The following is a 22,822-nucleotide window of genomic DNA, read 5'->3' on the forward strand; positions in this document are numbered from 1 at the left end:
GATGCGGGACGCTTCCGGGGCTGTGGATCTCGCAGTGGTGACGAAATGTCATCGCTGGCGGGGGACAGATTCAGACAGCCATCGCTCTCCAGCAAAAGAAGCAGCATTCTCATGGAGAGCACGCATGCCATCCAGACGTTATCGCACCCGGCTCCTGCTCAGCGCTTCGGCGCTGCTGACGGGCCTTTCAGCCACCATGGCGGGCGCAGAAGACTATATGCTTGAAAAACTGGTCATCACGCCCAACCGCACACCGGCAGAGGCATCCACCGTGGGGTCGACGGTGGACGTGGTGGGTCGTGAAGAGATCGAGGAACAGTCCCTGCCGCTGGCCGTCGAGTATCTCGACCTTTTGCCGGGTGTGAGCCTCTCATCGCCGGGTGGCGTTGGCGCAGAGGGCAGCCTTTCGATCCGCGGTGCGCCGCGCCGCTATGTGAAGACGCTCTATAACGGCATCGACATTTCCGATCCGACCAGCCCGCAGGTGCAGACGTCCTACCAGTATCTTCTGTCGGGCGGCCTGCAGAGCATCGAAGTACTCAAGGGATCGCAGAGCACGCTTTACGGCTCCGATGCGATTGCCGGCGTGATCAGCCTGTCGACGCTGGGCGACATCGAACCGGGCATTTCCCATATCATTCAGGGCGAAGGCGGCTCGCACGGCACGGTCGGCGGCTCCTATGGCTTCAGGGCGGCGAACGAACAGTCAAAACTCTCCATCAACGCAACCGGCTACCGCACCGACGGCGTCTCGGCCGCGGCTTCGGGCACGGAGCGCGATGGCTATGAGAACGTTACCTTCGACGTGAATGCCGAGCATGCATTTTCCGACGTGTTCTCCGTATTCGGCTCGGCGCTCTACATCGACGCGGAAGCCGAGTTCGACAATCAGGGCTTCGGCACCATTCTGCCGAGCGACAATCTGACGGCGACCAACCACAGCAAACAGCTGGCCGGCCGGGCCGGCTTCAATCTCGACCTGATGGACGGCCGTTTCCGCAACACCGTTTCCGTGCAGGCCTTCGACCTGGAACGCTCCATCACCGGCACCGCGTTCGACGGCTCTTATGACGGTCGCCGCTACAAGGCCGATTATCTGGGCGCGTTCGACGTCAATGAATGGCTGACGGTTCAGGGTGGCGCGGATTACGAACGTCAGAGCGCAGTGTTTCCCGCCGGCATGTTCAACCCCCAGATCGATTCCGATTTCTGGATCGCAGGCGTCTGGGGCGAGGCCATTGCCACGCCGGTAGAAAACCTGACGCTGACAGCCGGTCTCCGGCAGGACGAGCACAGCGAATTCGGCGGGCACACCACCTACCGGGCAACCGCCTCCTATCTCATCGATGCGACCGGAACGCGTCTGCACGGCTCGGTGGGAACCGGCTTCCGTGCACCCAGCCTCAACGAGCTTTTCGGTCCGTTCGGGGCAAACCCCAATCTGCGGCCTGAAACCAGCTTCGGTTTCGATATTGGCGTGGAGCAGCGTTTCTGGAACGACAGGGCAATCGCCGACATCACCTACTTCCAGCTCGAGATTGATGATCTGATCGGTTACACGACCCAGTACAATCAGATCCCCGGCACGTCGCGCATGCGCGGTGTCGAGGCCTCGCTCAGCTATGCCGCGACCGACTGGTTCGATCTCACCGGAGCCTACACCTACACGCATTCGGTGGATCAGAACGATGCACGGCTGCCGCGCGTGCCGCGCCACGAGATCGGGCTGGTCGCCAGCGTACGGCCTGCCGAGAAATGGACCATTTCGGCCTCGGCCAAAGCGGCTATCGACACGGTGGACACGGGCAATTTCAAGCTGGACGATTACCTGCTGGTCAACGCCAAAGTGGCCTACAAGCCGACCGAGGACACCGAGCTCTATGTGCGCGCGGAGAACCTGCTCGATCAGGATTATCAGACGGTGCGCGGCTACAACACGCCCGGCTTCTCGGTGTTCGCCGGGTTCCAGGCAAAATTCGCTCCCTGATGCGTGAGCGCCGGAAACGCCTCTCCCGCCTTTCCGGCCTGACATTTCTGGCCGGCGCGCTTCTCATCGCGCCGGTTTCAGCCGCGCCCGAGCGGGTGATGTCGCTCAATCTGTGCACCGATCAGCTGGCCATGACGCTTGCCGAACCGGAACAGCTGATCTCGGTTTCCTTCCTTGCCCGCGAGTCTGACCTTTCCATGCTGCATGAGAAGGCGCAGGATTTTCCGGTCAATCGCGGTCTTGCCGAAGAAGTGTTTCTGAAAAAGCCGGACCTCGTGGTGACCGGCACCTACTCGCTGCACAACACGACCACGCTCCTGAAACGGCTCGGCTTCAGGGTCGAGGAGTTTTCCTTCGTGCAGACGCTCGACACCATTCCGGGCGAAATCCGCCGTATGGGCGCGCTTCTCGGTCAGGAAGCGCGGGCCGAGAAGCTGGCCGATGATTTTTCGCGGGAGCTTGATGCAATCGCAAAAAGCCAGTGCGACATACGCCCCACCATGATCGCCTATGATCAGAACGGGGTCGCGCTCGGCAGCGGAACGCTGGCCGATTCCGTTATGCAGGCGGCGGGCTTTGCCAATCTCGCGGCTAATCTCGGACTGGTGGGCGTTGCGCCCTTCCCGCTCGAACAGGTCATCGCCGCCCGGCCTGACGTCATCGTCACCAGCGCGTCAGAGGGCGCGCCCACGCTTGGCGAACATGTGCCGCGCCATCCGGCAATTGCCGCGCTGCCCGACACGCGCATCGGCGCATTCGTGCCTGCCGGCGCATGGTCCTGCGGGTCGCCCGCCGTGATTGAAGCCGTGCGCGCGCTGGCAAGCCTGCGCGCCGAAATCGCGCCCTGCCCGCAGGACGCCACGCAATGAAGCTCTCCATCTCGCTCGCAATGCTCGTCCTTGCACTCTTCATACTGTCGCTGCTGGTCGGGCCGGCTGCGCTTGGGATCGGAGACAGCATTGCAGGACTTTTCGCCGGCGGCGGTGAAGCAGCCGCCATCATCATGCGCGAAATCCGCCTGCCGCGCGCCCTGCTCGGCCTTGCCATCGGCTTTTCACTCGGCCTTTCCGGCGCGGTGCTGCAAGGGTTTCTGCGCAACCCGCTCGCCGAACCCGGCGTGATCGGCGTTTCGTCCATGGCCGCACTCGGCGCGGTCGCCGTGTTCTATTCGGGGCTTGCGGGAAGCTCGCTCTACGCGCTGCCCGCCGGGGCGCTGATCGGTGCGCTTGCCGCCGTGCTCATCCTGCTTGCCATTGCAGCGCGTCAGGGCTCCACGCTCACACTCATTCTGGCCGGCGTCGCGCTATCGAGCCTTGCCGGCGCGCTGACCTCTCTGGTGCTCAACCTCTCGCCCAATCCGTTCGCCGCCTATGAAATCATCTTCTGGCTGCTGGGCTCGCTCAAGGACCGCTCCATGGAGCATGTGCTGCTTGCCCTGCCGCTGATGGCCGCCGGCTGGCTGCTGATTGCGCTTTCGGCGCGCGCCATCGATGCGCTGTCGCTCGGCGAAGAGGCTGCCGGCAATCTCGGCATTCACATGGGCCGCGCGCGCTTCCTGATCGTCGCCGGCGTGGCGCTTTCGGTGGGAGCGGCGACGGCCGTGGCCGGCACCATCGGCTTCATCGGGCTCGTGGTGCCGCATCTGATCCGCCCGCTCACGAACCGCATGCCAAGCAGCCTCCTGCTGCCGGCAGGCCTCGGCGGCGCGGCGCTGCTTCTGGCTGCCGACATTGCAGCCCGGCTCGTTTTGCCGGCGGGCGAACTGAATGTCGGCGTTCTGACGGCGCTGATCGGCGCGCCCTTCTTCCTGTGGCTGGTGATCCGCGCCCGCCGGGAGATGCTGTGATGCGGCTGCAGGCGGACAATATCAGCGTGAAGCTTGGTGGCAGACGGGTGCTTGAGGGCGTCGGTTTCGACATCGAGCCCGGTCAGGTGATCGGGCTGCTCGGTCCCAATGGCGCAGGCAAGTCCACACTGATGCGTGCGCTGACCGGGCAATTGCCGGCTGAAGGCGCGATGCGGCTCGGCGCGCACGATCTTGCGTCCATCAGCCCGGCTGCGCGCGCGCGCCTTATCGCCTATCTGCCGCAACAGCGCATCATTGGCTGGCGCCTCACCGTGCGCGATCTGGTGACGCTGGGCCGCCTGCCCTGGCGCGCCTTCGGACGCCGCCCGGATTCCGGTGATGAAGCGGCCATCGCCCGCGCCATGGAGATGGCCGATGTGACGCCGCTCGCCGACCGGATCGCCACCGAGCTTTCAGGCGGCGAGCAGGCGCGCGTGCTGATGGCGCGCGCCATTGCGCAGCAAACCCCGCTGCTGATCGCTGACGAACCGGCATCAGGCCTCGACCCGGCACATCAGATCACCCTCATGCAGTCGCTGAACCGGCTTGCAGAGAATGAAGGGCGCACGGTTCTGGTATCACTCCACGATCTGACGCTGGCGGCGCGCTGGTGCGACCGGGTCATGCTCCTGAACAAGGGCAGGCTGGCAGCCTTCGGCACACCGGAAACGGTGCTTTCGGAAGCGCATCTGGCGGAGATCTATGGCGTGAAGGCCCATCGCGCACGCGACGAAGATGGCCTCATCATCGCCCCCGTCGGCCTCACCGAAAGGCAGAATAGAGACTAATCGCCGGTACGCCCCGCCATGGCCGCTTTGGCATTCAGAAGACCATCGCCGAACTCTTCATCCCGGCCCGGCGCGCCCAGATCCACCGCAGTGGTGCGCAGAAGTTCGGCCAGCGCTTCGGGCGCGGCGTCCTCACCGGCATGCATGAGATTGGCAATCGCACCGGAAACGATCGCGGCGGCGAAAGACGTGCCCGTCACCACATCCATACCACCGGGGATGGGCGCGACAACGTTTACGCCCGGTGCGGAAAGGTCGATGTAGCGGCCGCGATTGGCCTGGCCCATCAGCCGGTCGTGAACGTCGGTGGCGGTCACGGCGATCACATCCTCATAGGCTGCCGGATAACCGAAAGGCGCGCCCGGCCCGTTGTTGCCGGCCGCAGCCACCAGAACGACGCCACGCGCCATCGCATTGTTGCAGGCAGCGGAAAAGAGCGGGTTTTCCGGCCCGACAAAGCTCATATTCACGATCTGCGCGCCCTCTTCCACCGCCCAGTCGAGTGCGGCGAGCAGCACATTCGTGCTGGACACGCCGCTCTCGAAAGCGCGCGCATGAAGCAGGCGTACGCCCGGCGCGATGCCGCGAAAGGTCTCGCCGCCGGCGATCAGGCCGGAGATGGATGTGCCGTGATCCCGGTCAGCCACCTCCATGTCGGGCAGCGCATCAAACGTGCCCGCCACACGCCCCTTCAAAGCCGGGTGGTTCCCGTCAAGTGCGGTGTCGATGACCGCCACGCTCACATTCTCGCCGCTTGCAGCACCGGCATCGAGCGCGATGCGTTCAAAGGCGTAGTTCACCACGCCCGCCGCCTGCTGAAGCTGGAAAACATGGTTGGGCACACGATCCGCCAGCCGGCCATCGCCGGCAAGCTGGGCAAGAACGAAGCCCACCGGGCGGCCATCGGGAATGCCAAGCCGCGCAACGGTGCGCCCCAGAAGCGTGGACGCACGGGCGGAACGCAGTTCAAGCCCGAACTGCGCGGCAACGGCGGCCGCCACGCCTTCATCGCCGTCCAGCGTGACAAGCACTTCGTCGGGCACGAAAGCCCCGGATATGGCGCGCTGCGGCGCGACCGGCAGGGAAAAGGCTCCTGCCCCGGCGGGTGTGGGAAGGGTCGGCGTGGGTCCGCCACCGGATGTGGCGGGCTGTGCAGGCGCATCGCGGCCCGCTCCAGGTCCGAAAAGCTCGGCCAGCATCTGCGGCAGATAGACCACGTGACGCCCGGAGGGCTGTGTCTCGACGCGCATCCCGTCTGGTGCAGCCTGCGGGTCGGGCGTGGTCTGGGCGAATGCGGGACCACCCGCGAAGGCGGTGAGCAGGATGCCGGTCAGAATGCGCGTGAGAGGCCTATTCATCGGCAGGTCTGCGCCCCGTCACAACGGTTTCCACCACGCTTGCCTCCGCCAGCGCGGCAGCGATCCCGTCATATTGGGCAGCCGTTTCTGCGGGCACAAGCACACGGTAGAGCCCGCCCGGCAACGGCCCGGCAGCGATCTCGACACCGCTTTCATCGAGCAGCGCCGACACCTCCGCCATGGACGCATCGGCCCTGAAGGTCACGAAAACGAAGGGGGCCGCTTCACGATCTGCGCCAGCGACGGAGAATTGCTCGTTCTGGGACAGGTTGAGCCAGACGGTCTGGCCGACGAGAATGGCGAGCGCCAGCCCGGCTGCCACCCAGGCGGCCTGCACGGGAAGCGAGGGGAGGAAGCGGGCAAACCGCTCGCGCAGCGTAAGCCCTGCCGCCCGGTCAGGCCCGGCCTCTTCGGCCAGCGCCGCCGAGAAGCGCGCCAGCGCATCGGCCGGCGGATGGATTGCCTCATTGTCTGCAAGGGTTGCCGAATACTCGCCTTCGGCTTCCGCAAGAGAGGCGAGCGCCTCGGGATCGGAGGCGAGCCATTCTTCCACCTCACGCAGCTCAGCTCCCGAGAGCGTGCCATTCAGGAAGAACGGCAGCAGCGCTTCCAGCCGGTCGCGCCGGTTCGATTGTGCGTTCTCGCTCATGGCCAGCCTCGATCATATCCTGACGCCTGCAGCGCTTCTCCAAGCTTCTTGCGGGCGTAAAACATTCTGGTTTTTACCGTTGCGACGGGCACCGAGAGGATCTCGCCGATCTCGGTCACCGACTTGCCGTGATAATAGGCAAGATCGACCACAGTGCGGTGCTCTTCGGACAATTCATTGACGAAGCCGCGCAGCGCCGTCGCCTTGTCGTCCTTCATTGTTGCGACCTCCGGCGTGTCCGCGCCGTCCGGCACGGCCTCGGCCTGCCCTTCTTCCAGAGCGCTTTCCCGGCGCTTGCGCAACATGGAAAGCGCCTTGAAGCGGGCAATGCCCAGAAGCCAGGTGGTGACCTGCGAGCGCGCCTCGAAGCGGGGCGCCTGACGCCACACTTCCAGAAACACTTCATTCGCGATTTCGTCCGCCATGGTTTCCGATCCCGTCTGGCGCATCACGAAGCGGTAGACCCGCGTGTGATGACGCATGAACAAGAGCCTCAGCGCCGCCTTGTCGCCGCGCGCCGTTCTGACCACGAGTTCGGTGTCGGACGTCTGGCCCGTGGCACCGCTCATGACCGGCTCTTCGAGAGTGTGTGTCGCGACGGGACGTTCCGGTTCATCGCTTTTCCCCCAACTCCCGAAAAAACTAGTCCATTTGCCAGGCTGTGGGAACAGGCCCATCGTTCAACCCCGGCGCAGCACAAGCCATTCCACCCACTGGTGCCCCCGGCGTGAACCTTTTCACCGCCGCGACCGACACAGGCTTCAGGGTACGCATGGTGCGCGCCCGGAAAGGAGTGTTGTGATGACACGGCATATCAACTGCAAACGGTTGTTGAAGCCGCCGCGGCGCATGGCCGGGGCGGCTTTGTTGACCTTGGGTAAGCCGAGGCGTAGTCTTGATCCAGACGGGGTAGAAAAGAACCTCGCTTCGGGGGAACACACCGGAATCAAGGGGATCGGGCGCACCAGGGACGCCCGGCCGGGCACCTCCCGAAACGGTATCGGGAGGCACGTTATGCGGCAGGACCACCGGTTCCCGGCACGAGGTGACGGGCGCGCAATTTTGCGACCCGCTTTTTTCATCAGACATCTTCGCGCAGGCACGGCAGCCATCACGCTCGCCATCATGGCGGGATTTGCGCTGCACGCACCTGCACACGCACAGGACGGCGCGATCATCCAGCCGGGCTTCATGGCCATGACGGGATTTCCCGGCACGGTCATTCCCGGTTTCGAAGAGGGGCTTCTGCCGGGTGTGGACCCGGTGGACGAAACCTTCATCGACACCGCTCGCGCCTCGCTACGCATCTTCGACATGACCTGGCTCGGCGGCCCGCCGACCGGACAGGTGGTCTTTACGCCACCGCCCTTCGAGACACCGGCCTCCGAAATCGGTCAGGTGTTCGGCCTTGCCTATGATGATGGCAGGCGCGAAGAGACCACGACCATCGTGCCCAATCTCTATGCCGCAGCCACATCCATGCACGGCCTCCAGATCGTTACGGAGGACGAGGATGAGGACGGGCGGCCCGAGCGGCAGCGCCGCGGCAAGGCCGGCGCCCGTTTCATGGACGGCCAGTTCGGTGAGAAAAATGGCGGCGGTCCCGGTTCGATCTGGAAGATCGACGGGATAACCGGCGCGGTCACACTGTTTGCCGATATCGACACCAATAGTGGTCCGGGCATCGGCAACATCGCCTTTGACCGCTCGCACCGCCAGTTCTTCGCCTCCGATCTCGACAGCGGCCTCATTCACCGCATCGATATCGACGGCAATCTGATCGACACGTTCGATCACGGCGTTGACGGGCGACCGGCGCGCGGGCTCGATCCCGTGGCCGACGATGGCGCGGTGATGGACATTCAGGGCGCAGCCTTCGACACGGAAGAGCCGAAGAGCTGGGGCTACACGCAGGAGGAACGGCGGGTCTACGGCCTCGCCATGCATGGCGGACGCCTCTATTACGCGGTCGGCGAAGAGGCGGAAATCTGGTCGGTGGGCATTGCCCGTGACGGCGCGTTTGCCGGCGATCCACGCTGGGAGCTGACCGTGGAAGCCGAGGAGGAACTCCCGGTCACCGACATCGCCTTCGACACGCGCGGCTTCATGTATCTCGCCCAGCGCGGCGAGGTTGAAAACCGCTACGACTATTCCAGCTTTGCCGACAGCGGCGAGGCATCGGTGCTGCGCTACTGGCGCGAAAGCCCCGATGACCCGGAAACCGATAGCATCTGGGTACCGACGCCCCAGGAATATGCGGTCGGGTTTCCCGAACCCTATCGTCAGACGGCCGGCGGCATCGACCTGCAATACGGGTACGATGCCGAAGGCTTCTTCAACCGCAATGCATGCGCAAGCACGCTGGTGAAGACCGGCGACAGGCTGCGCGACAACCCTGCCCTTGAAGAACAGCTCATCGAAGGCGGGCCTCTTGCCGTTCACGGGGCGCAGCTCACGCGAAGCACCCTTGTGCGGCCGAAGAACGAACCGCCCTTCGGCTCCTGGTTTGCCGATTACGATGGTTTTTTCGAAGACCCCGAGGTGAAGGGCCATGTGGGCGACGTGGAGGTCTGGCGTCCCTGTGAGGGCCGCGCCGGCTACTACGAACCAATCCCCTATCCGGGTGAAATTCCGGTTCCCGGCTGGCCCCCCGGCTTCCCGCCCCCCAACGATCTCCCGCCTTGTATCGAGCTGGAGACGGCGGCGTATTTCTGCACGCCGGCAGGGCTCGAAGCCGATCTGTACATCCGTGACCGCGCCGGCATCGGCGGCGATACGCTTTCTGCCAAATCGCTGACGCCCGGCATCGACGTTTCCCCGTCCAGGCAGACGGTTCCCGGCCTGGCCACGCCGTTCACACTCGGCATCAACGGCCATATCCCTGGTGAAACCGTCGATCTCGGCCTTTGCTTCTTCAGAAAGTCCGATGCCGATGCGGGTGGCTACTTCCCCTGTTGCAAGGTGACGTTGCCGCTTGAAACGCCGCTTGAATCCTGTGCGCCGTGAGGGAGGGAGAGATGACCATGTTCACCCATCCCGCCGAACGGATCACGTTCAACACCGTCATGGAGACGATCATGAAACCCCTTGCAGACAAAGCGCGCACGCCGCGCTGGCTGCTGGTGGCCGGCATGGCGCTCTCCACAGCGCTCATGCCGTTTGCCGGCATCGGTCAGGCCCACGCTCAAGGGCGTGTGCTTGAAGAAATCGAAGTGCTTGAAACACCGGGCGACGCAGACGGCCCGCGCATCGAGCTCGAACCGAAAATGCCTGAAGTCGAGCCCGTGCTGACGCCGTTCCTCGAAAAGCGCGGAAGACAGCTTGATTGCGATTATGTGGAATACCGCCTGCGCCTTGGCGTGCGCGGAGAACCCGACATGATTTCCCATCCGGGTCTCGGTGCATTCCTGTCCAATGTGAAATTCGAGTTCACGGACCAACTTCCCGCCAGTCTGGCGATCGTGGGCGTGACATTCAGCGGCGATATAATCGGCGTTGGCGGCGTGCCGGTTTCACCTCATGTGGTGAGCACGACCGCGACCATGGACGACACGCTCACCCAGTCGGATTTCCATCTGACAGCCGCCGATCTCGACGGCGATGGCAGCCTGACGGAACGCGCCATCGACATCACCATCAAGGCGAAGATCGATCAGGCAGCCTTCCCCGCCATCGTCAATGTGGACAATCAGGCCAATGTGGCCGTGATCCGCACGGCGACAGGCAGCCTCGTGGCCAACATCCCGTCGCATGACCCGGCTCTGCCGGATGATGGCGACTGGAAAACCGGCGATCCGACAACCATCACCATCGACGTGACGGATTGCGAGCCGCCACCACCGCCGCCACCACCGCCGGGCGACGGGCCGGACGAGGCCTGTTTCTCGGTCGAAACCGGCGAGGTGGACTGTCTGCCCGGCGGCGGCGCCTATATCTATCGCATGAACGTGGGCCCCGAGATGGCGGGCAATGTCGTCACCGTGACCTCGACCACGCCGGGCATCACCATTGATCCGCCAGATCAGGTGGTTCCTGCCGGCGGCGGCACGCTTGAATGGGAGATCACCGGTGCGGTACCCGGCGATACGGTGCATCTGATCGTCACCGGCATCGAGACCTATGCGGGTCCGGCCGAGGGCGTTGGCCTGTGCTGTTCGCAAATGGTCGACATCGAGATCCCGGAAGACCTCGAATGTCCGCCCGATGATGAAGGCGAACCCGACATCAAGGTCGAAAAGCGGGCCGACGAAGGCGAATGCGAAATCGACGGTTCGTGCGATTTCACCATTCGCGTCTCCAATGCGGGCGATGCCCCGTACACCGGCAAGATCGTGCTGGACGAGGTGACGACACCCGGCAATGCAACGGTGGTCTCCGGCCCCAACGCACCTTGGGTCTGCGCCCCGATGATGAGCCCGATGTCATGCGAGCATCCCGAAACCACGCTCGATCCGGGCGCTTTCGTGGAGCTCAAACTCGGCTTCCAGCCGGGGCCGGCATGGGTCTGGGGTGCAATCCGCAACTGCGCCGAATATGACTACACGGCCAGTGGCAAGGACCCGTTCGGTGATCCGACCAACGACAAGGCCTGCGCCTCCATCGCGATCTGCCTGCCGGGCACACCCGGCTGCACGCCACCGGATGACGACACGCCCGACATTGCCGTGCGCAAGCGCGCCGATCCTTCGATCTGCACGCCTGACGGGCTCTGCACCTATGTCGTCACCATCCTCAATGCAGGCGCAACGCCGATCAACGGCCCCGTCAGCTTCGTGGACACGTTCCCGGCTGGCGACGTCGCCTCGGCAGGCTTCAGCCCTTCACCGCCCTGGATCTGTGCGCCGCTCGCCGGCAACATGTTCCAGTGCGATCATCCGGGACTGAACCTCGTGCCCGGCGCATCGACGGACATTCTGGTGACCACGGTGGTCGGCGACTATCCGACCAATGTGGTGGAGAACTGCGCGAAGGTGACGCCGCTTGAAGGCGAAACGAACCTCGCCAACAACGAGGCCTGCGCCACGGCGACCATTCCGGGTGTCCCGGAAGGCAAGGCGGAAATGCGCATCGAAAAGACGTGCGAACCCGTCCTGTCCATGACCGCAGGCGTCGCCTGCCGCATCCGCATCACCAATGCGGGCACGGCTGCACCGGTCGGCCCGGTTCGGGTCAACGATGCAGCGGAAATCATCGGCAGTGGCGCGCCTGTCGACATTCAGACGGTTACGCCGGATGGTCCCGAATGGTCGTGCGGGGCGGTTCCGGCAGCGAACCTCACCTGCCAGATCCCCGGTGCGGTCATGACCCCCGGTGTCTCGCGTTACTTCGATGTGACGGTCAATGTCTCGACCAATGAGCGGTTCGAGAACTGCGCACGCGGTTCCTACGGCCCGGCTCCGGGAGACGACATCGTCTATCCCATCGGCGAGGCCTGTGCGCAGGGCGGAACGCAGATCTCGGTCGAGAAGACCGGCGATGCCGAGTGCCTTATCGGCCAGCCGTGCCGGTTCCAGATCACCATCCGTAACGAGGGGCCCGCCTCCATCTCCGGTCCGGTTCGCATCGGCGATGCGCTTCGGGTCGAGGGTTTCGGTGGTGTTTCTGCACGGATCGTCTCGGTGAACCCGCCCTTTGGCTGCTCGCCGGAACCGACCGAACTGCCATTTGCCTGCGAAACCGACCTTGCCCTTGCGGCCGGCGAAAGCCGCACGCATGAGGTGATCGTCGAACTGCCGGTGGATGGCGGTCTGGCCGACGAAGTGGCCAATGGCGCAAACGGGCTGAACTGCGCCGCCGTGATCGACCGTGAAGCGGATGTGCGCACCGCGCCTTCGCTCTCGGGCGCACCAGGCGGAGCAGAAGACGACCGCGCCTATGACTGCCATGACTTCACGGTTCTGGCGGACGAGAAAGAGGACCAGCAATGTTCGCCGGGTCTCGTTCTCAACAATGCGGGGCGCTGTGTCTGTCCGGAAGGCACCACCTTCCGCAATGGCCAGTGCATTGGCGTGCAGACCGCGCCGGTGCCGCTGCCCACGCCGCGCCCCACACCGCCGCGTGAACCGGATCCGAAGCCGCAGGCCGATCCCCGGCCGCAATGCCGGCTTCTGCCGGGGCAGATCCGCACACGGGATGGCCGCTGTGTCTGCCCGCGCGGAACACGCCTGACCAACGGGCGCTGCGTAACACCGCAGGTGGAGCGGGATTGCCCGCGCGGCACGACGGGCACACCGCCCAACTGCCGGCCGATCCGCCAGCAGTGCCGCCTGCTTCCGGGCCAGATCCGCACCCAGGACGGACGCTGTGTCTGTCCGCGCGGAACGCGGCTGGTGGCCGGTGCCTGCCGCAGGCCGGAAGTGCAGCGTCAATGCCCGCCCGGAACGACGGGGCGCTATCCCAATTGCGCGCCCATCGTGCGGCCGCGCTGCCCGCGCGGCACGACAGGCACGTTCCCGAACTGCCGTCCGGTCGTGCAGCGCCGCTGCCCGCAGGGCACAACGGGCAATTATCCAAACTGCCGTCCCATCGTCGCGCCCCGCTGCCCGCGTGGCACTGTCGGCACACCGCCGAACTGCCGCAAGATCCAGCAGCCGCAGACGAATGTGCCGCTTCGGGTGGTCCCGCAGCTCCTGCAGCCGCGCAATGATGGCAGCCGGTTGCAATAAACCGGTACGCTGAAAACGCCCCGCCGGTCCGCCGGCGGGGTTCTTCGAAAGATCGCCCTCTTCCAGCACTTTGAGACAAACGGCACAGGCCTGAGACACACGGCATGATGCGTGTTCGATAGAATGCGCTTTGGAGAACCCTCAGTCATGCGAAAAGGCTGCGGGTCTTTGGTGTTTCAAATTCAGGGGGAAGCAATGCGGCGCTCATCAACACTCGGCCTTCTGGCAGTTGTCGCTCTCGCCGGCTGTGTGTCCGAAAGCACAAGCCCCGGACCTTCAACCGCGCCTGTCGCGACACTTTCCGAAAGCCGCGACCCGATCATCGGCAAATGGCGTGTGGAACCGGCCGTGAGCACCGGCACCGACAGCTGCACCGTTACCTTCAGCGCCGACAGTGGCGGAAACAGCGGGCGCGTGTCCCCATTTGCCTGCCATCAGGTGAGCGGTCTTGGCGGCCTTCACGGGTTCGCAGATGTCAACAAATGGGCGCGCGATGGCGACACCATCACCCTGTCGGGCATAGCGCAGCCCGGCATCGGCACGGTCTATCTGTCCCGCAATGGCAGTGCACGCCGGGCCGGCGGCGTGGTGGACGATGGCATCCGCTTCACACTGATCCGCCAATGAATGCCTGACGGAGGCAGGATCGGGCGCAGCGCCTGCTTCCAGAGTATAACGGTTACCCCGAGCAACATTTCGTCATTCGCATTTTGGTTGAGAATCCGGCCATCTGCGCATGCGGCGGACCTGACCCGGACCGCCTGGCCGACGCCTCATCCGCCCTGCCGTAGGCGTCGGCCTGCCCGACAGCAGGCGATGGGCAACTACGTTATCGCACCAGTAGAATACGCATTCCAGTTGGGTAGCTTGGCGGCGCTGGCGGGCGAAATATCCGTCCTCCTGCCCCAAGCTCGAGGTCGCGGAACGAACCCTTTCGCCCGTCAGCACCCGGGATCCTGCGATGCATCAACGCATCTGAAACTCAAGAGAAATTCGGAAGAGACCGGGAAAAGACCAACAAAATCAACGACTGAAAAGTCATTGGTGGGCCCGGAGGGACTCGAACCCCCAACCAAGCGGTTATGAGCCGCCGGCTCTAACCAATTGAGCTACAGGCCCGGTGGGCGATGGATTAGTTGCTTTTTCATCGCTGCACAAGTCATCTTGCCGCAATCGATACACAATCGCTGTCTACTTGCCGTATGCGGACATCGCAAAAGGAGATTTCCATGACCAAATCCATCTTCCCCGCCGCCTTCGCAGCCCCGATGCTGGCCGCTTCGCTGCTGGCAGCCGGCCCGGCAGTCGCCAGCGACAAGGACGGACGAATCATCGTGACCGGCGAGGGAGAAGCCGCCGTCAGCCCCGACATGGCGATCCTCAACATCGCCGTCGTGCGAGAGGCCGAGACGGCGCGCGAGGCGCTCGACGCCAACAATGAGGCAATGACCGCCGTCATCGACGCGATGAAGGAAGACGGCGTCGAAGCCCGCGATCTGCAGACCGGCGGCCTGTCGATCAACCCGCGCTATGTCTACCCCAACGACAAGAATGACGAGAAAGCCCCGCGCATCATCGGTTACGAGGTGGGCAACACGCTGACCGTGCGCATCCGCGATCTGGACAAGGTCGGCGCAATTCTCGACCGCTCCGTGTCGCTCGGCGTCAACCAGGGTGGTGGCCTGAACTTCACCAATGACGATCCGTCGGAAACCGTTACCGAAGCGCGCAAGCGCGCGGTGGCAAACGCGATGGACAAGGCGAAGACGCTTGCAGAGGCCGCCGGCCTGAAGCTCGGCGACATTGTCGAGATCTCCGAGCAGATGCAGCAGCGCCCGCCCATGCCCTATGCCGGCAAGGCCGTGCGGATGCAGGCGTCGGCCGAATCCGTTCCGGTGGAAGCAGGCGAAAACACCTATCAGGTGCAGGTCAACGTCACGTTCGAACTGGACAACTAGGCCTTCTTGGCTTGCCCGTCAGGCCCCTGCCTGGCGGGAGACCGCTCAAGACAGAACATGTGACGCACAAAAAAGCCGCTGGCACCCTGCCAGCGGCTTTTCTCTTTTTGAATGGGTGTTTCTTGCCGGTCGACAGACTGGTTAGAGAAACTCCGCTTTTCGTTGAACAGAGGAACTCCCTAACCAATTGTTTTTACGTAATTCCGGACGGAAAACCGGTTCCCACTTTTCCTGGAATTGCTTTAACGGATCACCGGGCAACGCGGGGCGCGTGCAAACACGATGTGCTGGCGGCCCCAATGGGTGCGTCCGACAACGCGGATGATGTTGCGGTTGGCCTTCACCACGCGCGCCCGGCGCATGCCGAAACGCTCAGCCTTGCGAACTGCCTGACGCGGCGTGCAGGCGCGGTTGCGGCGGGGGCGTTCTGCGCGATGGCCGCGTCCGTTATGGCCGTAGACATAACCACCCGAGGGGCCGCCGATGCCGAAACCGAAATAGAGATTGTCCGCCTGCGCCGTGGTCGGGGCCGCTGCCAGCGTGCCGAGACCGATCATTGCCGAAAGGGTTGCGATCTTGAGCTTGTGTAACATGGTGCTTTCCTCGGTTGGTCAGGACTTCTTCCGCGCCCCGTGATGAAAAGCACTTTGTCAGGGTGTGCCTGAACGGCCCGGGAATGAGCCGTTCACATGGCATTCAGCGACTGGGCGACAATGCGGCGCGCCACTGCACCGGGTTGCGCTGCTCGCTGATGCGGGTGATTTCACCGCCATCGATCTCGAAGAACATGCCACCCGGCAGCGTGTAATTCTGGCCGGTCGCTTCCGGCAGGCCTTCGGCCGTTGCGCGATAGGTCCCGCGCACGGTGAACTCGGCCGCAGCCCGCACGCCGCCCGGTGCGCTCATCAGCGCAATGTCGGCGAAACGTTCATCGAAATGCCGTGCCTCGAGCCCCAGACGCCAGCGCAGCCTGTCGCGCCCGATCTCGCGTTCACCGTCGAAAGGATCATGCGCAACGTCTTCGCTCACCAGCGCCAGCGCGGCATCGTGATCATTGGCGTTCAGCGCATCCAGAAAGGACTGCACGAGGCTCAGCGTTTCATCGTCCGACATGGTCATTGCTCCGTGTTTGCTCGTTCGCCTGAAAAGAAAGCCGCGTTCGCGGCCTATGGTTCCTCATCCAGGATGAAAGAGAAATAATCCTCCGGCTGCGCCAGATCGTCTTCGCTGGCCTTCACACGCCCGCGCATGGAAATGCCGGCTTCATGCACCGTTTCGGGATCACCGGAAATGAGCGGGTGCCACCAGAGGAGATCCTTGCCCTCCGCCACGAGACGATAGCCACAGGTTGCCGGCAGCCAGGGGATGGTTCCGACATTCTCGGGCGTCAGCTGCACGCAGTCGGGCACCCGCGCGAGGCGGTTTTCATAATCATGGCACCGGCAGCTTGCCCCGTCGAACAGGCGGCAGCCAACGCTGGTCCAGTAGATGTCGCCGGTATCCTCATCCTCAAGCTTGGCGAGGCAGCACTTGCCGCAGCCATCACACAGGGCCTCCCATTCCCTGTTGCTGAGCGCGGAAAGCGGTTTGGTTTTCCAGAATTCATTCGTTGTCATGGCAGAGCTTTGGACCGCCTTTTCGCGCGCGTCAAGCGAGCTGTTGGGCGCATTTTCGCCATGCCTGCGCCATCGCCCGGCCATGCTTTCACACGCAGCGGTGTCAAATGCACCGAAATGGGAACCGATTGCCCGTGGAGCGGTTTAGGCGGCGATGGGACGCCCACACAGGAGAGATTTTATGACGACGCGAAAGCGGATCATGACGACCACGGCCCTTGGCCTGCTCATCGCGGCCACACCGCTTGCCGTCCAGCCGGTGCTCGCACAGGAGCGCAATGCCGGCATGGTGCTGGCGCAGGCGGAAAAGCCCGAGGGCATGTCGGAAGAAGCATGGCGCGCCCTTTTGAAGAAGCGCGGCGGCGGCAAGCAGGAAGAAAGCGCTGACGAAGAGGCTGGCGAGGCAGAAGAATCCGCACCGGAAGAACCTGCGGCAGCCCCAGCACCAGCCCCTGCCCCTGCCCCTGCCCCTGCCGATGAGGCGCCTGAAGCGGCGCCCGAGGCTGAATACACATCGCCCGCGCCCGTTGCCGAACCGGAAGCCGAAGCCCCGGCTGAGCCGGAGGCCGCACCGGCTACGGAAGAAACGCCCGTTCCCGAGGCGCGGCCAGAGAACCCCGCACCGGAGGAGGCTGCCCCCGAAGCCGAAGAACCAGCGGTAGAGACAGAGGAAGAGCCTGCGGCGGAGACAACCGAACCTGCGCCGGTTGAGGCTGAGGAAGAAGAGCCTGCTGCACCCACTAAGGAGCAGCCGGCAGAACCCGCAGCTCAGAAAAGCGAAGAAGAACAGCCGGCGGCCGAGACGAGCCCCGCTGAAGACGCGCCTGCTGCCGAGACGGCGGAGCCCGAGACGGCGGAGCCCGAGACGGCGGCCCCCGAAACGGCCACCGAAGAGCCGGCTGTCGAAGAGCCGGTCGAAACGGAGACTGAGCAGCCGGAGGCCACCCCTGCCCCGGATGAGCCTGCTGCCGATGAAAGCCAGGCAAACGAGGAACCCAAAGCAGACGACGCAGAGGTAGAGGCGGAAGCCGAGAACGATGTGGAGGCGGCTGAAGAAGAGGTGCTGCCGGAAAACGCCGCACCCGTCCTCGACAGCCAGAAAGAGCCTGAAGTGCAGGACGAGGTGCAGCCGGAAGGCAATGCGGACGCTCCGGCTGAAACCCGAACGGCAGCTCCTGAAGCCGAAGCTGCCGCGCCGCCGCCTGAAAGCGATGCGGAGGCGCAGGCCGAGGCACTGGATCCGGAGGCGCTGCGCACCGAAATCCGCAACATTCTTGAAGAACAGGGCGAGCGGATCGAGATGGGCACGACGCGCGAAGAGCGCCGCGAACGCCGCCGGGAGCTGCGTCAGCAGCGCGAAGATGCGGAAATCGTGCAGGAGTTCAACGACAACCGCACCATCGTGGAGATCAACAACCAGATCTTCGTCGAAAGCCCGGACAGCGACCGCCTGATCCTTGATGAGGACGAGGTCTATTACGAGGAGCTACAGCGCGGTCGCGTGCGCGAGGTGGTGACACGCCCCAATGGCGTTCGCCTGATCACCGTGCGCAACCGCTATGGCGATGTGATCCGCCGCGTGCGTGTTGCACCGGACGGGCGCGAGCAGGTGCTGGTGTTCGTGCCGGATGAGCGTCTGGACACGGTCGACCGCTGGCGCGATCCGGCGCGTGACCTGCCGCCGCTGCGCCTCACGATCCCGGTGAGCGATTACATTCTTGAGGCAGAGCGCGTGGAAAACCCCGACCGCTATTACACCTTCCTTGAGAAGCCGCCGGTGGAGCCGGTGCGCCGCATGTATTCGCTCGAGGAAGTGAAGCGCTCGGCCCGGGTGCGCGACATGGTGCGCCGCATCGACCTCGACACGGTCGAGTTCGGGTTTGGCTCGGCTGAAATTCAGGAAAGCGAGATCGACGAGCTCGAGGCAATCGCCACGGCCATCGACCGCATGCTGGAGAGGAACCCGGCCGAAACCTTCCTTATCGAGGGACATACGGATGCGGTGGGCTCCGATCTCGCCAATCTGGCGCTTTCTGACCGTCGCGCGGAATCCGTCGCACGTGCACTGACCGATGTGTTCGGCATTCCGCCGGAAAACCTGGTCACGCAGGGCTATGGCGAGCGCTACCTGAAGATCGACACGCAGGCGCGCGAGCGTGAGAACCGGCGTGTAGCGCTCAGACGCATCACCCCGCTTGTCGCACCGGTCGCGAGCGCTAACTAACCAGGCACAGCTTTCCGCCGTGAGCCCGGGGCAACCGGGCGGGCGAAAAGAGCCCGGCCGGACGTTCCCTCCTCCGGCCGGGTTTTCATTTGCCGGCAGCCGGGCGGCCCGGCTCAATGGCCCAATGGTCGGTTGTTTCCTGCCCGGCGCAAAATGCTCTACACATCGAAGCGCATATCCAAAGGAGTTCTTCCGTGACCTCTAAACGCTTAAGCGGTGTCATTGCCGCCGTTCCCACCCCCGTGACCGAAACCGGCGATCCCGACATCAAACGTTTCCTGCGCCATGCAGAATGGGCGCTCGACAATGGCTGCGATGCGCTGAACGTGCTTGGCACCACTGGCGAGGCGAATTCATTCTCGCAGGATCAGCGCATTGCGCTCATGGAAGCCGCCGCCGGTTCTCTCGACAAGGCCCGGCTGATGGTGGGCACCGGCACACCCGACCTCAAAACGACCATCGCACTGACGCGGCGCGCGCACGCGCTCGGGTTTGCCGCAGCACTCGTTCTGCCGCCCTATTACTACAAGGGTGTCAGCGATGACGGCCTGTTTGCCTGGTTCGAGCGCCTCGTCACGGCCACGGCGGACGCACCCATCGACATTTATCTCTACAATTTCCCGCAGATGACGGGACTGACCTTCTCGCCCGAATTCGCTGCCCGGCTGAAAGCCGCCTTCCCGCAGCGCATCATCGGCGCGAAAGACAGTTCCGGCGATCTCGATTACGCCTCGAAACTGGCGAAGATTGAAGGGTTCGACGTTTTCCCAAGCAATGAAGCCGCTCTGTCAAAAGCCGAGGCGGAAGGCTATGCCGGCTGCATATCGGCCACCGCCAGCGTGACGGCTCCGCTCGTTGCGAAGCTCTGGTCGGAACCGACCAATGACGATGCGCTGGAAGCGGCCTCGGCGGCGCGCACGGCCATTTCGGCGCAGCCGCTCATTCCGGCTGTGAAATATCTGACGGGCAAGCTGCACGGGGATAGCGGCTTTGAAGCGCCGTTGCCGCCGCACATGCCGCTCACCAGCGCGCAGAAGGCGGCGCTCGACGAAATCCCGCTCTGAATATCGTCTCCCACCGCCGGTGCTGCGTCACCAAAATGCACCGGGCAGTGGAAGCTTCTGAAAAATGAAAGCGGCAGTTCCGACCAGCCGAACTGCCGCTTTTTATTTTTTACAGGCCCGGAGGCCGGAAGGCTCTCGATCAGCCGGCCTTTTCACCGAGCTCGGCGATGCCGCCATTGGCAGCGGACCATTCGAGCGGCTTGTTGAGGAACTTCTCCACCTCGTCGAGCGTCTTCTCGTCGAACAGCTTCTCCGCACGCGCAACTTTCAGCACATCCCACCAGGTGGTGAGGTAGTGCAGGCGCATGCCGGCGTCTTCCAGACGCTTCGGCGTTTCGGGGAAGATGCCGTAGTAGAAAACGGCGAAGGTGTCGGTGACCTCGGCGCCGGCCTTGCGGACGGCTTCGGCGAATTTCAGCTTGCTGCCGCCGTCGGTGGTCAGGTCTTCGACCAGAAGAAGGCGTGCGCCCTCATTCAGGTCGCCTTCGATCTGCGCATCGCGGCCAAAGCCCTTGGGCTTCTTGCGCACGTAGAGCATAGGCAGGCCGAGCTTGTCGGAAAGCCAGGCTGCGAAGGGAATGCCTGCCGTCTCGCCGCCGGCAACGGCATCGAACTTCTCAAAGCCCGCGTCTCGAAGCACGACGGAGGCCGCAAAGTCCATGATGGCCGAGCGGATACGCGGGTAGGAAATCAGTTTCCGGCAGTCAATATAGACGGGGCTCTTCAGCCCGGAAGTGAAGGTATAGGGTTCATCGGCGCGAAAATGCACCGCCTTGATCTCGATCAGCATCTTGGCCACGGTCTCGGCGATCAAGGCGCGATCAGGGAATGTGTTGGCGAACATGGCTGGCTCTCGGTTGGTGACGCGGCTTTCAGCTATCAGGATTGAACGCCGGTAGGAAGTTTTCTTGACAATATTCCGGTGGATGGCTTTGCGCCATCCGCAGAAGTTTTTTCTCGACGCGTCGTGTCGGACTGCGGCAAGCTTCGCCGTCTTCCAATCGAGAGAGGAACCGGAATGCTCTATGCAATTCTCTGCTACCACAATGAAGACGTGGTCATGTCCTGGTCCAAGGAAGAGGATGACGCGGTGCTGGCCAAGCGCCGCCGGGTCCAGAAAGAGCTGGTCGACAAGGGGCGCATGGGTCCTGCGATCCGCCTCATGCCCACATCTGCTGCGACCACGATCCGCGCATCCGGCAGCGAACAGCTCGTGCTCGACGGCCCCTTTGCCGAGACCAAGGAACAGCTTCTCGGTTTCTACGTGGTCGATTGCGACAATCTTGATGAAGTTGTCGATTTCGCCAAGCGAATGAAGGAAGGCGAGAGCGTCACCTTCGAAATCCGCCCGATGCAGATCTTTGAAAAGGGCAATCTCACTGGAAAGGAAACCCTGACCTTATGACCGAACTGGCCTGGATCGAGAACGCGCTGACAAGCGCTCGCCCACAGGCGATGGGCGCGCTGCTGCGTTACTTCCGCGATCTGGACCGGGCCGAAGAAGCCTTTCAGGAAGCGTGCCTGCGCGCCCTGAAGACCTGGCCGCTCAAGGGACCGCCGCGCGATCCGGCTGCCTGGCTCATTTTTGTCGGACGCAATGCCGCGCTCGACAGCGTGCGGCGCGACCGGCGCAACACCGCCCTGCCGCCCGAGGACCGGATTTCCGATCTTGAGGATGCGGAAACCGACATCGCCGAACGGCTGGACGACGCGCATTATCGCGACGACATCCTGCGCCTCATGTTCGTGTGCTGCCACCCGGACCTGCCTGCCACGCAGCAGGTGGCGCTGGCGCTGCGCATCGTTTCCGGCCTCAGCGTGCGGGAGGTGGCGAGCGCCTTTCTCGTCAATGAACGCGCCATGGAACAGCGCATTACGCGCGCCAAGCGTCGGGTGGCGGAAGCGAACATTCCTTTTGCCGCACCCGATGCGGTGGAGCGTTCGGCACGCCTCGGCGCAGTGGCGGCCATGATCTATCTCGTCTTCAACGAAGGCTATTTAGCCTCCGGCGGCGATGAGACCGTACGCGCTTCACTCTGTGACGAGGCGATCCGGCTTTGCCGCCTGCTGTTGCGCCTGTTTCCGGCAGAACCCGAGATCATGGGGCTTCTGGCCCTGATGTTGCTTCAACATGCCCGAAGCCCCGCCCGCACGGACCCCGAAGGCAAGGCCGTGCTTCTGGAAGATCAGGACCGCACACTCTGGAAGAGGGCGAACATCGATGAAGGGCTGGCGCTGGTCGACAAGGCGCTGCGCCACCGTCAGCCGGGGGCCTATCAGGTTCAGGCAGCCATTGCCGCACTGCATTCTCGCGCCAGGACGGCTGCGGACACGGACTGGGAAGAGATCGACCTGCTCTATCAGATGCTCGAACACCTGACGCCTTCCCCGGTCATCACGCTGAACCGGTCGGTTGCCGTGTCGAAGACGAAGGGGCCGGAAGCCGCATTGAAGCTCATTGCCCCGCTTGCCGACCGCCTTTCGGGCTATTTCTATTTCCATGGTGTTCGGGGCGCATATCTCAGTGAGATCGGACGCATGGCGGAGGCCCGCGAGGCCTTCAACCGGGCAATCGCCCTTGCGCGCACGCCCGCCGAGGCAAGCCATATTCGCGAACATCTCGACAGGCTGTCCCAACGGGTTTCGGCAGACTGAAGCCTCTCTCCC

General features: G+C 63.8%; 19 protein-coding genes and 1 tRNA gene. 12 read left to right on the forward strand and 8 right to left on the reverse strand.

Going from position 1 to position 22,822, the window contains the following annotated elements; translation table 11 throughout:
- Positions 1-124 precede the first annotated feature (124 nt).
- The 4 genes from DEJ54_RS17630 to DEJ54_RS17645 are packed head-to-tail and all read left to right on the forward strand — an operon-like array spanning position 125 to position 4,621.
- A complete protein-coding gene (locus DEJ54_RS17630) occupies positions 125-1,987 on the forward strand; it encodes a TonB-dependent siderophore receptor (RefSeq protein WP_204360828.1) in 1,863 nt (620 codons plus the stop codon).
- Positions 1,987-2,856 (forward strand): ABC transporter substrate-binding protein, encoded by an 870-nt coding sequence (locus DEJ54_RS17635; RefSeq protein ID WP_113155708.1) that lies wholly within the window; start codon positions 1,987-1,989, stop codon positions 2,854-2,856. The genes DEJ54_RS17630 and DEJ54_RS17635 overlap by 1 nt, the downstream gene beginning before the upstream one ends.
- The gene (locus DEJ54_RS17640; RefSeq protein ID WP_113155709.1) at positions 2,853-3,833 is read left to right on the forward strand and encodes an iron ABC transporter permease; all 981 of its coding nucleotides are present in this window, start codon (positions 2,853-2,855) and stop codon (positions 3,831-3,833) included. The genes DEJ54_RS17635 and DEJ54_RS17640 overlap by 4 nt, the downstream gene beginning before the upstream one ends.
- Positions 3,833-4,621 carry an ABC transporter ATP-binding protein gene (locus DEJ54_RS17645; RefSeq protein WP_113155710.1) on the forward strand — a complete coding sequence of 263 codons (789 nt, stop codon included), beginning with the start codon at positions 3,833-3,835 and terminating at the stop codon, positions 4,619-4,621. The genes DEJ54_RS17640 and DEJ54_RS17645 overlap by 1 nt, the downstream gene beginning before the upstream one ends.
- On the opposite strand, the gene DEJ54_RS17650 is transcribed toward DEJ54_RS17645, so the two are convergent.
- The 3 genes from DEJ54_RS17650 to DEJ54_RS17660 are packed head-to-tail and all read right to left on the reverse strand — an operon-like array spanning position 4,618 to position 7,197.
- A complete protein-coding gene (locus DEJ54_RS17650; RefSeq protein ID WP_113155711.1) occupies positions 4,618-5,979 on the reverse strand; it encodes a S8 family serine peptidase in 1,362 nt (453 codons plus the stop codon). The two genes, DEJ54_RS17645 and DEJ54_RS17650, sit on opposite strands and share 4 nt — an antisense overlap.
- Positions 5,972-6,628 (reverse strand): hypothetical protein, encoded by a 657-nt coding sequence (locus DEJ54_RS17655; RefSeq protein ID WP_113155712.1) that lies wholly within the window; start codon positions 6,626-6,628, stop codon positions 5,972-5,974. The genes DEJ54_RS17650 and DEJ54_RS17655 overlap by 8 nt, the downstream gene beginning before the upstream one ends.
- Positions 6,625-7,197 (reverse strand): sigma-70 family RNA polymerase sigma factor, encoded by a 573-nt coding sequence (locus DEJ54_RS17660; RefSeq protein ID WP_113155713.1) that lies wholly within the window; start codon positions 7,195-7,197, stop codon positions 6,625-6,627. Before DEJ54_RS17660 ends, DEJ54_RS17655 begins: the two co-directional genes overlap by 4 nt.
- A gap of 556 nt (positions 7,198-7,753) precedes the next feature.
- On the opposite strand from DEJ54_RS17660, the gene DEJ54_RS17665 reads away from it, so the two are divergent.
- The 3 genes from DEJ54_RS17665 to DEJ54_RS17675 all read left to right on the forward strand — a co-directional run bounded on the left by DEJ54_RS17665 (position 7,754) and on the right by DEJ54_RS17675 (position 13,920).
- Positions 7,754-9,634 (forward strand): hypothetical protein, encoded by a 1,881-nt coding sequence (locus DEJ54_RS17665; protein ID WP_245447812.1) that lies wholly within the window; start codon positions 7,754-7,756, stop codon positions 9,632-9,634.
- 11 nt (positions 9,635-9,645) lie between these two features.
- Entirely contained in the window at positions 9,646-13,293 is a 3,648-nt protein-coding gene (locus tag DEJ54_RS17670; protein WP_113155714.1) for a hypothetical protein, read from the forward strand.
- Between the two features lie 195 nt (positions 13,294-13,488).
- Entirely contained in the window at positions 13,489-13,920 is a 432-nt protein-coding gene (locus DEJ54_RS17675; RefSeq protein WP_113155715.1) for a hypothetical protein, read from the forward strand.
- Between the two features lie 415 nt (positions 13,921-14,335).
- Here the strand turns inward: DEJ54_RS17675 and DEJ54_RS17680 are convergent.
- Positions 14,336-14,412, reverse strand: a tRNA-Ile gene (locus DEJ54_RS17680).
- Between the two features lie 110 nt (positions 14,413-14,522).
- Between DEJ54_RS17680 and DEJ54_RS17685 the strand changes: the two genes are divergently transcribed.
- On the forward strand, positions 14,523-15,251 hold the full coding sequence (locus DEJ54_RS17685; RefSeq protein ID WP_113155716.1) for an SIMPL domain-containing protein: 729 nt from the start codon (positions 14,523-14,525) through the stop codon (positions 15,249-15,251).
- A gap of 242 nt (positions 15,252-15,493) precedes the next feature.
- Here the strand turns inward: DEJ54_RS17685 and DEJ54_RS17690 are convergent, their stop codons facing one another.
- The 3 genes from DEJ54_RS17690 to DEJ54_RS17700 form a co-directional block, all read right to left on the reverse strand.
- Positions 15,494-15,844, reverse strand: a complete 351-nt coding sequence (locus tag DEJ54_RS17690; protein ID WP_113155717.1) for a hypothetical protein — start codon at positions 15,842-15,844, stop codon at positions 15,494-15,496.
- A gap of 103 nt (positions 15,845-15,947) precedes the next feature.
- Positions 15,948-16,364, reverse strand: coding sequence for a nuclear transport factor 2 family protein (locus tag DEJ54_RS17695; protein ID WP_113156377.1), 417 nt, complete (start codon positions 16,362-16,364; stop codon positions 15,948-15,950).
- A gap of 53 nt (positions 16,365-16,417) precedes the next feature.
- Positions 16,418-16,867: a YcgN family cysteine cluster protein gene (locus tag DEJ54_RS17700; RefSeq protein WP_113156378.1), complete on the reverse strand. Its 450-nt coding sequence runs from the start codon at positions 16,865-16,867 to the stop codon at positions 16,418-16,420.
- A gap of 181 nt (positions 16,868-17,048) precedes the next feature.
- Here DEJ54_RS17700 and DEJ54_RS17705 point away from each other — a divergent pair, with 181 nt between their 5' ends.
- Positions 17,049-19,091, forward strand: coding sequence for an OmpA family protein (locus DEJ54_RS17705; protein WP_113155718.1), 2,043 nt, complete (start codon positions 17,049-17,051; stop codon positions 19,089-19,091).
- 194 nt (positions 19,092-19,285) lie between these two features.
- The gene (locus DEJ54_RS17710; protein ID WP_113155719.1) at positions 19,286-20,155 is read left to right on the forward strand and encodes a dihydrodipicolinate synthase family protein; all 870 of its coding nucleotides are present in this window, start codon (positions 19,286-19,288) and stop codon (positions 20,153-20,155) included.
- Positions 20,156-20,294: 139 nt separating this feature from the next.
- On the opposite strand, the gene DEJ54_RS17715 is transcribed toward DEJ54_RS17710, so the two are convergent.
- A complete protein-coding gene (locus tag DEJ54_RS17715) occupies positions 20,295-20,999 on the reverse strand; it encodes an orotate phosphoribosyltransferase (protein ID WP_113155720.1) in 705 nt (234 codons plus the stop codon).
- Between the two features lie 174 nt (positions 21,000-21,173).
- Between DEJ54_RS17715 and DEJ54_RS17720 the strand changes: the two genes are divergently transcribed.
- Both DEJ54_RS17720 and DEJ54_RS17725 read left to right on the forward strand, forming a co-directional pair.
- Positions 21,174-21,560: a YciI family protein gene (locus DEJ54_RS17720; RefSeq protein ID WP_113155721.1), complete on the forward strand. Its 387-nt coding sequence runs from the start codon at positions 21,174-21,176 to the stop codon at positions 21,558-21,560.
- Positions 21,557-22,810 (forward strand): RNA polymerase sigma factor, encoded by a 1,254-nt coding sequence (locus DEJ54_RS17725; RefSeq protein WP_113155722.1) that lies wholly within the window; start codon positions 21,557-21,559, stop codon positions 22,808-22,810. The genes DEJ54_RS17720 and DEJ54_RS17725 overlap by 4 nt, the downstream gene beginning before the upstream one ends.
- Positions 22,811-22,822: the final 12 nt, after the last annotated feature.

Source organism: Nitratireductor sp. OM-1 (assembly GCF_003296175.1).
GTDB classification, from domain to species: Bacteria; Pseudomonadota; Alphaproteobacteria; order Rhizobiales; family Rhizobiaceae; genus Nitratireductor; species Nitratireductor aquimarinus.